This is a genomic window from Chitinophaga oryziterrae, from assembly GCF_009758125.1.
Taxonomy (GTDB): Bacteria; Bacteroidota; Bacteroidia; order Chitinophagales; family Chitinophagaceae; genus Chitinophaga; species Chitinophaga oryziterrae.
The window spans coordinates 334,684-345,379 of sequence record NZ_WRXO01000005.1 but is presented as its reverse complement, the minus strand read 5'-3'; the positions used below and the strand labels follow the sequence as shown (position 1 = coordinate 345,379).

6 protein-coding genes are annotated in these 10,696 nt (G+C 42.7%); 2 read left to right on the top strand and 4 right to left on the bottom strand.

What is annotated here, in order from left to right; all coding sequences use genetic code 11:
* Positions 1 to 18: 18 nt before the first annotated feature.
* On the top strand, positions 19 to 1,473 hold the full coding sequence (gene gatB / locus GO495_RS19035; RefSeq protein ID WP_157301303.1) for an Asp-tRNA(Asn)/Glu-tRNA(Gln) amidotransferase subunit GatB: 1,455 nt from the start codon (positions 19 to 21) through the stop codon (positions 1,471 to 1,473).
* A gap of 17 nt (positions 1,474 to 1,490) precedes the next feature.
* Positions 1,491 to 2,654, top strand: coding sequence for a TlpA disulfide reductase family protein (locus tag GO495_RS19030; RefSeq protein WP_240915264.1), 1,164 nt, complete (start codon positions 1,491 to 1,493; stop codon positions 2,652 to 2,654).
* A gap of 80 nt (positions 2,655 to 2,734) precedes the next feature.
* On the opposite strand, the gene GO495_RS19025 is transcribed toward GO495_RS19030, so the two are convergent.
* The 4 genes from GO495_RS19025 to GO495_RS19010 form a co-directional block, all read right to left on the bottom strand.
* Positions 2,735 to 3,619 carry a hypothetical protein gene (locus tag GO495_RS19025; protein ID WP_157301302.1) on the bottom strand — a complete coding sequence of 295 codons (885 nt, stop codon included), beginning with the start codon at positions 3,617 to 3,619 and terminating at the stop codon, positions 2,735 to 2,737.
* Between the two features lie 22 nt (positions 3,620 to 3,641).
* A complete protein-coding gene (locus GO495_RS19020) occupies positions 3,642 to 5,375 on the bottom strand; it encodes a SusD/RagB family nutrient-binding outer membrane lipoprotein (protein ID WP_157301301.1) in 1,734 nt (577 codons plus the stop codon).
* A gap of 23 nt (positions 5,376 to 5,398) precedes the next feature.
* A complete protein-coding gene (locus GO495_RS19015) occupies positions 5,399 to 8,554 on the bottom strand; it encodes a SusC/RagA family TonB-linked outer membrane protein (RefSeq protein WP_157301300.1) in 3,156 nt (1,051 codons plus the stop codon).
* 710 nt (positions 8,555 to 9,264) lie between these two features.
* A complete protein-coding gene (locus tag GO495_RS19010; RefSeq protein ID WP_157301299.1) occupies positions 9,265 to 10,695 on the bottom strand; it encodes a RagB/SusD family nutrient uptake outer membrane protein in 1,431 nt (476 codons plus the stop codon).
* Position 10,696 lies beyond the last annotated feature (1 nt).

Here is a 10,696-nt window from a genome sequence, read left to right as displayed (position 1 = left end):
ACTTAGTATTCTTATATTATGAGCGCAACCATAGATTTTGATAAATATGAAGTAGTGATAGGGCTGGAAGTGCATGCACAACTCCTCACAGAAAGCAAATTATTCTGTGGCGACAGTGCGGCATTCGGTGGCGCTCCCAATACTCATATCAGCCCGATCACACTGGGCCATCCCGGGTCATTGCCCCGCCTGAACACTAAAGCAGTTGAATTTGCTGTCCGTCTCGGGCTTGCCTGCGGATGCGACATTGAGCAGAATAATTACTTTGCCCGCAAAAATTATTTTTATCCTGATCTCCCCAAAGGGTATCAGATTTCACAGCATACAGCCCCCATCTGCAATGGAGGCATCGTTACCATCCCAACACCTGCAGGTGAAAGAGCCGTGCAATTGAACCGTATACACCTGGAAGAGGATGCCGGCAAGTCCATGCATGATCAGGACCCATACAATACCATGGTTGACTACAACCGTGCAGGCGTGCCTCTTGTGGAAATTGTTACGGAACCGGACCTGCATAGCAGCGATGAAGTATATGCCTTTCTTACCACGCTCCGCCGGCTGGTACGCTGGTTAGATGTCTGCGATGGCAATATGGAAGAAGGCAGCATGCGTTGTGACGCCAATATCTCCATTCGCCTGAAAGGAGAAAAAACACTGGGCACTAAAGTAGAAGTAAAAAACCTTAACTCTATACGCAACGTAAAACGTGCAGTAGAGGGAGAAATAAAACGCCAGATCACCCTGGTAGAAACCGGAGGCGAGATCGTCCAGGAAACCCGTAGCTTTGATGCCGGCAATGGTACGTCCTTCTCCATGCGTTCCAAAGAAGAAGCGAATGATTACCGCTACTTCCCGGAACCGGATCTCTCCCCCTTTCATCTTACTGAAGAGTACCTGGATACCATCAGGCAGGCCTTACCCGAATTGCCGGATGCACTTGTACACCAATACGTACATAAATACGGCCTTTCAGATTATGATGCCCGTGTAGTCTGTGATGATAAGCCTACGGCTGATTATTTTGAACAGGTGGTGAAGATCATTCCCAAACATAAAGCAGTAGCCAACTGGTTAATCGGCCCTGTAAAATCAACACTGAATGAACAGGGATTATCAATGGCTCAATTCCCTTTACCGGCAGCTGCACTGGCAGCATTAATCCAGTTAGTGGAAGATGGTAAGGTGAGCTTTTCCATAGCTTCCTCCCGCATTTTTCCGGAACTGTTACTCCAGCCGGAAACAAGTCCGCTGGATATTGCAACCCGTATGAACCTCCTGCAGGACAATAATGCAGACAGTATTTCACCAATTATTGACGAAGTACTGGCTAAATACCCGGACAAAGTTGCGGAGTTCCGTTCCGGTAAAAAGGGTTTAATGGGACTGTTTGTCGGAGAAGTCATGAAACTTTCCAAAGGAAAAGCAGATCCGAAGGTCACGAATCAGCTCCTGGCTGAAAAATTAAAGTAACATACAATTTATCATATATGAAGAAACTGGCATTATATGCAGCCATCGGTATTTTACTGGCTGGCTGTTCCCAACCTACTGAAAAGGGGGATTTTGAGATTAAGGCACATATCGATAATGCCCCACTGGGCACGGTTTACCTGGAAGAACTGACCTTACAGGAAGCCAAAATAGTTGACACTGTCATATTAAAAGATGCCAGTGGCAAGTTTACCTTAAAAGGCATCGTTCCTGAGCAGGCGCTATACCGTATCCGCTTTGGAGAGACCAATAAATTCATTCTCCTGGGTCTTGATGCAGGAAAGATGGAAATAGAAGGCGACTTTAATCACCTGGAACTGGCGAAAATAGAAAATTCAGAAGCCTCTGTAGAAATTCAGCAACTGCTGAATGAAGCTAGTGCTAAGAACAAGTCTCTCACAGATGATATGAGAACGCTGGACAGTCTGCATCAGGCAAAAACACCTGATAGCATACTGCAACCAAAAGTAGCAGCGCTGCAGGCTAAAGAAAAAGAACTGGAACAATATGTACTGCATGCTGCAACCACTACTAAATCTCCGGCAGTAGCTGTATTTGCTTTGAGCATGGTAAATACACAAACTATCCTGGCAGATAAAAGTATAGTAGCAGATGCAAAAAAACGCTTTCCTACCAATACACTGTTAGCCAGCCTTACCAGCAAACTCACAGAAATTGAACAGAAGGATTCCGCACAGCAGATGGCTGGTGCAGAACAGGAAGATGCAAATATGACCAGTGTTAAGATTGGTCAGGAAGCGCCCGATTTTTCCTTGCCAGACCTTTCCGGTAAAAAGGTAAGCCTTAGTTCTTTCCGTGGTAAATATGTATTGGTTGATTTCTGGGCCAGTTGGTGCAAACCTTGCCGCATGGAAAATCCTAACGTAGTAAAAGCATATAACGAATACAAGAACAAGAACTTTACCGTATTAGGTGTATCACTGGATAAGAAAAAAGAAGCATGGGCTGATGCTATCAAAACAGATGGTCTTGCATGGAACCATGTAAGTGATCTTCAATTCTGGGAATCAGCAGTAGTACCTTTATATGGTATTAATTCTATTCCTACCAATATGTTACTGGACCCTCAGGGTAAGGTTGTTGCTGTTGGGTTAAGAGGAGAAGCACTGGAAGCTAAGCTGAAAGAATTATTAAACTAGTATTCAACATTATCACATAAAAAAGGAGAGCCTGTCCATGTGGACAGGCTCTCCTTTTTTATGTGATAATGTTGAATAGACTATTTGTGGATCTTAACTGTTGAAGAACCAAAACTACCTTCATCCACTGTGTTATCAAGTGTCAGGGTAATTTTATTATTACAGGCATCAACAACTCCCGTACCTGCTACAGATGGGTTGTGATAAGTTGTAGTTGGTAAAATCGGAAGATAAGTCTGCTTAGGTACTGTGATAGTTTGTGCAGATTCTTTTACCGTCAGGTAAATTATAGCGCTGGGATCCTGTACAAAACCTGCCACTTTTAATCTGTTTGAAGTACCATCCCTTGTGATGTTCACAGAGTAACTGGCTCCCCAGAACTCCGGGTCATCAAGTGTATAAGTACCTACGAAATCATCCAGATTAAGAGGACAAACTGCTCTATAGGTGATAGTCAGATTACTACCCGGAAAGGTAGAAGCATCTGTGCCATAAGGAGCAATAGCAACAGTGTTGCTATCAGGATCAAGTGCAGCAGGCGTAAACCCTTCTAAAAAGGTGCCGTTACTGGTAGTGATATTCGCTCTTATTTCAAAATAATCACCTGGTACTATATCCGTTTCGGCAATACCAAACAACTGGGCCAACTGAGGACCGGTTACATCTATAGAAGTAGGAAATGTAGTCACATCCGCTTTCAATGTTTTCACATTGGTATAGTCGCCGGACATTGCTACTACTATGTCAAACTTCTTAGGCTTTGCTGCATCAGGGAAGTAAAGCTGTACGGAAAATTTGCTTGTAAAAGCCGCTACATTCTGGATCAGGACGGTACTTCCTGTATCCTGAACAAGAAGGGGAAGCGGGGTACTCTGAATGCCATCAGGCAATTTAGGATTGTCATTCTTGCGGCAACCAGCAATGACTGCTGTTGCTATTATCAATATACTTAGAAACTTCTTCATACTTTCAGATTTAATACATTAATCAGTTTACATCCCAGAATACCCTGGATGAATCAGCAGCGGGCCCTTTCTGTGCCGGTGCATTTGGATTTCTGTTCAGGTCATCAAAACTCCATGGTAAGGAGAACGGATAACTTCTGCTCAACTGTACTGTTATTGCCGGTTGTGCATTAGGTTTGAAAGGATCTCCGTTGATGGGAGGCTGATATTTATGATTTGGAGCCTGTGTATTATCATTTGGATTAAATAACACAGGGTAACCAGTTCTGCGGTAATCAGTATATTGTTCATTACTGTTACCAAAGCTTTGAATCCATTTCTCAGTCATGATAATTTCCAGCTTCTTGGCAGCAGTTGCAGCATCATACTCTGCTAACACGTTATCACGATATGTTTTTGCTGCTGCAGTACCTGCAATTTTTGGAACTACCTGGGAAGTACCGGTTTTTGATACAACAAAATCAACCTGGGCAAAAGACTCATCGATCGCAGCAGATAATCTGGCACGGGCATCACCTGCCAGTACACCGCTGATCATCAGTTCTGCTTCAATATACAGTCTATCTGCATAAGTCAGCATCCTGAAAGGTGCAGCACCTGTAGCGTCGCTGGCTTTTACTGCTTTTGAATCACCTTCATCATAACGACCACCAACAGGATAGATACCGAATACAGTCATACTGTTATCCTGTGCGAAATCCCGGTTAGGTCCTGCAGATCCAAAAACGATAGAAAGGAAAGCTCCGTCACGGTATTCAGTCGGACTTTGTGCCGCCTCATCATCACTAAGCTGATTATAGAAATAATAAGGAATACGGGGATCTTCATTACCGGTAAATATTCTGGAATTGTATCCTTTCAATATTGAATAGAACCAGGGACTCTGATAATGCGATTTCTGTGTAGCAAAATACTCATTGAAACCCGGGTTACGATCATCCGGGGAAGAACTCGCGCCATAAGGCATCATCAGACTGTTGGCAGTACTACCAATCAGTTTGCCACCGGTTACAAGAGCAGTTACTTCAGTACTAACATTCTGTACCAGTCTGATTTGATTGTACAGTTTCAATTTAATGGTATTCCCTGCATTAGTCCATTTAGCAACGCTACCACCATAGAACAGATCATCACTACCTGGCTTACTTGTATTGGCCGCGGTTGCGTCTGACAGGTTTGCAATGCCCTCATCCAGTAAAGCAAGCAACTGAGGATAAATAGTTGCGCCTTTATCATATACAGGATATCTGATACCTTCAGTTGCATACTTATTTGCCTGAGAGTAAGGAATGTTCCCGAATGCGTCTACCAGTTCGCTCATTGCATAAGCTTTTATGATTTTAGCTATCCCTGCATAAATCATATTCTTCTGAGCTGTAGCCTGTGAGATAATTACCTCAGCATTCTCTAAAGTTCCCAGCACATCGTTTCCAACCTGTGCACCAGCACTGGCGTAAATACCGGTCCATGCACCATTAATATTGATATCACTTCCATCTATACCATACTGGTCCTGAGACTCACGTACAGTAATCTGATGCGTGTATACAGATAATATTTCAGTCAACCCGCGGGCCCCCCTGTTATCATTTGTAAAACCAAGTGAATATGATAAACCCTGTTCTGTGGAAGGCAGTAATTTTGCCAGATCTACTTTAATCGGTTTATTCGGGTCTGTATTAATATCAAGAAAGTTCTTTGTACAACTGGTGAATATTACCAACATTCCCAGGCATATATATAGTTTCCTTTTCATCGCTTCTTTTTTTGTTTTGAAAATTAGAATGATACTTTAAGATTCACACCAAAGCGACGGGTAGTCGGTGCACCGGAGAGTTCTATACCCTGAACGTTTGTATTACCAAAACTACCTGCCTCAGGATTGAAGTTTGTATACTTAGGCATGTTAGGTGCCAGGTACCAAAGGTTACGTCCTGTGAAGGTGATTGTTAAACCACCAATTGGTGTTTTAGTAAACATTTCTTTCGGGAAAGTATATCCTAAAGTAGCTTCACGGAAGGTGTACAATGTTGCATCATATACGTTCCATTCAGTAGCTGCGTTGATGGCGAATGATTCACCAAAGAACATTTCATTCTTACTTATAATTGTGTGGTTAGGTATCTCAGCACCTTTTGCATCAACCAATGGTTTACCGGTATTAGCATCACCATAAACACCAGGAATTACAAAACCGCCTTCACGATCTTTTGTGTCCAGGGTTACACCACGTCCAAGCAGTGAACTAACTGTTACAGAATAAATATCTCCGCCTTTTGTCATATCAAACAGCGCGTTCAGGAAAAATCCTTTATAAGTCAAAGTAGTATTAATACCTGCTTTGAAATCAGGATTAGGATCACCTACCATCTGTTGTTCTGTAGATCTGATCAGTAAACCGGTAGTTGGGTTAATCAACAGGTTACCCTTACTATCACGTGCATTTACTGATCCACGCAGGTAACCATAAGGCTTCCCTGCTTCCAGGTAAGGAGAGATGTCACTTAAGATACCACTCAACTCAATGCGGTCAACACCTTTTGTAAGACTAACAACCTTGCTTTTGTTCTTGGTGAAAATACCATGCAATGTCCAGGTGAAATCTTTTGTTCTTACAGGAGTAAGACCCAGATCCAGTTCTATACCTTTGTTGGTTATTTTACCAAAGTTGTCATACACTCTGGTAAAACCGGACGATGCAGGAATAGGTAAAGTAGCAATCTGGTTCGTAGAAGTACGCTGGTAAACAGCTCCGTCAAAAGTAATACGTCTGTCCAGGAATTCCAGTACAGTACCTATTTCAAAGTCTTGCGTAAACTCAGGTTTCAACAAAGGATTTGCTGCAGTAGGAGTCTGTATTGCGCCTGCCTGTCCAAGAAATGCAGTATTGATATTGAAAGTGTTTGTCAGACTGTAAGGATCTGCATCACGACCAACCTTAGCCCAGCTTGTGCGTACCTTACCAAAGTTCAGCACATTCCCACCTATGCCCAGGGCTTCAGTAAATACGAATGCAGCAGAAGCACTTGGATAGAAGTAACTATTATTATCTTTTGGCAGTGTAGAAGATTTATCATTTCTACCGGTCAGGGTTAAGAACAGATAATTCTTATAGTCCAGTTCCAGGTTGGCAAACACGCCATATAACCTGTGTCTGTAAAATTCAGATACGCCTAATACACTCTTTGTATTCGTAATATTATAGATACCGGCATTCACGATCTCGTTACCGGTCATTGTCTGAATACGCTCTGAACGTTGGTTTACGTTATGACCCAAAATACCACGGAAGTGGAATTTATCACCACCCCCAATCTTAGGAGTGAATGTAGCCAACAGGTTTGATTCTATTTCCTGGAACTGATAATTCTGTTCTATGATACGGCCTTTACCTTCAGCAGCACGGGAACCGATATCAGTGATTTCACGTCTGAAGAAACTATTGGTGTTTGTACCAAGCTGGTAACTCACGTTAATCCATGGCAGGATGTTATAACTCAGCTTTAAACCTGCGATATAACGGTCTGTATTTGTACTTACAGTATTATGTTTCCATGCCCAGCGTGGGTTATCAAATTGTGCAGTCAATGGAGAAACAGGTTTGCCGTTTGCATCTTCATAAGGCAGATTCAGGTCCCAGTTTCTGGCCAGGAACAAAGTACGTGCGAAAGAGGAAGCAGCTCCATCTACCTGGTTTTCACCGAACACGCTACCCAACTGGTTGCTTCTGGAATAGCTGAAGTTAGCGCCTACCTGTAATCCATTATCCAGTTTTGTAGTACCACCTACACTCATACTTCCACGATTGAAAGAGGAGTTAGGTACGTAACCATCCTGATTAAGATAAGAAGCAGTTGCACTGATAGCTGATTTGTCGGTACCACCGTTCGCAGATACTGAATTCTCAATAACGGTACCGGTCCTGAACAGGTCCTTTACGTTATTGGGTTGTGCCTGATATTTTATATTACCTGATACTGGAAATAAGTCAGGGAAAGCAGCCAGATAATCAGGCCATGCAGGAATTGAATCCCTGCTGCCAAATTTAGGTCCCCATGAACCGTTGGAGTTCGCATAGTTAAACTTGTTACCCGCACCATACAGGTTCTGGTAATCAGGTAAACTGGCTATGTTTTCTATAGATACAGAAGAACTGTAGGTTACTTCTGTTTTACGTTTGGAAATTGAAGCACTACCGGATTTAGTAGTAACAATCAAAGCTCCGTTAGATGCTCTGGAACCATACAAAGCCGCAGCAGCTGCACCTTTCAGTACGCTGATAGAAGCAATATCATTAGGATCAAGGGAAGACAGACCACTGGAATAAGCACCACCACCGGATGTCTGGCTGGAGGTTGTTACCTGGTCATTATTATATGGAATACCATCTACAACAATAAGAGGTTCGTTACTACCAAAGAATGAAGTAAAACCACGGATATTAATTTTAGTGGCTCCACCAGGTGTACCCTGACCAGCTCTGATATCCACACCGGCTACTTTACCCTGCAGACCTTTCAGGATGTCCGGTTCAGATTTCTGTGTGATCTGATCTGGTTTAATCTGCGAAACAGAATAACCAAGAGAAGCTTCTGTGCGCTTGATACCAATAGCTGTAACTACTATTTCACCAAGTTGTTTGTTGTCGGCGTCAAGTGATATGTTAATAACACTATTTCCAGTCACCGGAGCTTGTTTACTGATATATCCAATGAATGAATATACAAGTGTTTCTCCTTCCTGGGCAGATACGGTATACGTACCATCGCCTTTTGTAAGTACTCCCTTGTTGGAGCCTTTAATAACCACAGTCACTCCTGGTAAAGGAGAGTTGTCCTTGCCGTCAGTAACCTTTCCCGTTATGTTTCTTGTTTGGGCTGTGACGTGGATCGCACCAATGACCGCAAGCAGCCAAATGAGTAAACCTTTTTTCATAAGCAAATCATGAATTTGATAAAATCTTTAATTTTTTCTCCAATGGACCCTATGTTCTGTAAACCAGCAGTACAGTTTGCAAAAGAACAATCGGGCAAAGCAAATAGTTAAAACCAATTTTTAGATACAATAAATAGTTTAGATAATCTGGGCAGTTAACACCAGTATCGAGTTTAGATTTTATGTTGTTAAGCACGCTTCCAGTACACTTAAGTACTACAGTTCAGTTCAATTCTTCTTCTTTGTTAAACCGGGGATCTTTGTTTACAGGTAACAGATCAAAATAATTATCAAAGTATGCTCATGGCACCTCCACATTGCTACACAATGCAAAAAATAGACTTTGTTATAACTTATTGGTCATTTGCTATTCAACTGCAATTCAGATTTCGGCTTGGGTTCCTATTATTACGTTTAGATTTTATTTTATTTTTAGATTTTGTCTCCCTTATTAAAGTTTGTAACCCTTATTAAATTGTTAAATCTTTCTTAAACTGAGGCTAAAATACGATTTGTAGCAATACATCGGTATACAACTAAAGTATCATGATAAAAAAATATTCCAATAGTCACTACTGGCGTGATTTTCGGCGTGTTAAATTTTTCAAATAAATATTTTTATAATGGGAAAAAGTGTCTAATAAAACAAAAAAGGGACATTTCCGGATACCCTGGACCTATCCCTTTCTGTATGAACTGTCATCTTTATTTTAATTATAACCAGGGTTCTGATGCCCCTTCAAAGCAGGACTAAGATCTATTTCCCGTTGAGGTATAGGCAAAATTACTCTGTCAGCTCCGGCCTTCTTATCCGGATCTGCTGTACGTAAAGAATACCCTCTTCTCAGTAAATCCATTCTGCGATGCCCTTCAAAACAAAGCTCTTTACGCCTCTCATTTAAGATCGCATTAACAAGATCGGCTCCGCTCACAAAACTATTGATATCCCATCCTGCCAGGCCGGCCCTTGTACGCAGCGTATTCATCAGATCTATAGACTCCTGGTTCACCCCATTTAGTGTTGCCAGTGCCTCCGCACGGTTCAGGTACATTTCAGTAACTCTTATCAGCGGTGCATTATCCTTACTCGTAGATACATTCGGGAACTTCAGTGAAAACCGGCGCACCTCACGGTTAGCGGCTGTTCCCTCATCACTCATCGCGTAACGCAGATCGTTCGCTTCCTGTGCAAATGCCTGGATCAGTTCAGTCGTAAAAGGACAATCACCTCTTCCACCTGCACTTACCGGACGGTAATAAGTAGACCAGCTGCCACTACCCGTATTAGGATTATCAGTATCCGTATTCTGAATAGAAAACACATCCTCCGCAGAATTCGCATCATAAAAACTGTAATTCCCTGCCAGCGTATAATAAGGTGCATCCAGAACCGCCTTCGCATAAGTAGCTGCCTTATCCCACTCTTCACGATATAAATATAATCTGGACAATAATGCATTAGCTGCCCCCTTGGTAGCACGCCCCCTTGCCAGTGCCGCATCAGCGAAAGTATCGCTCAGGTCTGGCAAGGCTTCCAGTAAATCCTTTTCAATCTGCAACTGCACCTCGTTCACCGTTGCCCTGGATGGATAAGTAATAGTACCATCAAATGCCTGTATGACCAGCGGAATACCAGGCTGCGCTCCCTGTCCTACCTGGTAAGGCTGTGCATACAGATTCAGTAACTGGAAATACAAAATAGCCCGCATAAATTTCGCCTCTGCCACATACATCTTCCGGTTTACATCTGAAAATGCAGGATCCGATATTCCCGGTACACGGTCCACCACTGCATTCGCGCCCATAATAACATCATAATGCAAACGCCACATCTCACTCACATAAGAATTACCCGGCGCCGTTGTAAAAGCGCCAATGTCCTTTATTCCAAGGACTCCTACATAATTGACGTTATCCGCCATAAATTCAGCAATGGCCTGAGGCTCACCCCCGAATACTTCCAGTCGCTGGGAACGGCTGTATACGCCATATAAAGCGCTTAACGCAGTGCTGCCGGATGTGAATACTTCTCCGGAAGAAATAGCCTGCTCCGGTTCCAGATCCAGTTTGTCGCTACAGGAAAAGATACCCGTTACAGTGATTCCTGCCAGGAACCATATCAATATATTATGTCGGTTCATT